Raw genomic sequence first — 866 nt, forward strand, 5'->3', positions numbered from 1 at the left:
ACCTGTATGATATTGAGCTGGTTGTCCAAGCTGATAGCGTTAGACACTGAACCGTCAGAGAACAGCAGATGTGCAAAGTCATAGTCCGTAAAGCTGTCGATATGGTCGGCAATGTTACGGGCTATCGCCGTGTCCTCTATGCGTAGCTCGTCTATCACATGGAGAAGTCCTCGCTGATCGCTCTGGGTCACGGCTCGCACCGCTTTTCTAAGGACAGGGAACTTCTCACCGTCCCTAGAGGAAATCCCCGTAAGGAATGTGAGAATGTCTATTGCCAGACTTTCAGCGTCTTTGACGTTCTTCATAATCACGAACGGGTCAAGAAGCCCTGCATTTTCCTTATCGCTGGTAAGATTGACGATATTGATTTCATGGGCTATCTCTGGAAGTGTTTCTTTCCAATTGCCACGCTCGGATTTAGGGTCAAGAATGACCGCCTGCCCGCCGAACAGGACGGAATAATAGACGATAAGGTTATTGCAGAATGATTTTCCACCGCCCAGCGAACCGACAAAAGCGGAAGCCAGAGCATTTGTAACCGTACCTTTCACACCTTGACTGGCAAGAGAGGGTTGCAGATATACATTTCTTCCCGTGTCCACGGAATAGCCGATATAGATACCTGTATTCTCGCCAAGCTGTTGCGTCGCACCAAATCCAAGACCAGCCAAGAAGTCGGATTTCACATACTGCACATAATCATTGATATAACGCTTGCTGGCAGGAAGAAATTCAGAGTGAAGCCCCAGCATATCCCCAGCGGGACGAACTAATTTTACATTGAGGTCGTCGTAAAAGTCCTTGACCTCATCACAGCGTCGTTTCAGCTCGTCAAGGTCGGGAGCTGATACCCTTATCACATAGGA

The 866-nt window shown here is 48.4% G+C and carries 1 protein-coding gene; it reads right to left on the minus strand.

The window, feature by feature from the left end:
* Positions 1 to 866: ATP-binding protein (locus B5E75_RS14340; protein ID WP_206414002.1), on the minus strand; the 866-nt coding region annotated here is incomplete at both ends.

The organism is Massiliimicrobium timonense, assembly GCF_002160865.1.
GTDB lineage: Bacteria > Bacillota_I > Bacilli_A > Erysipelotrichales > Coprobacillaceae > Allocoprobacillus.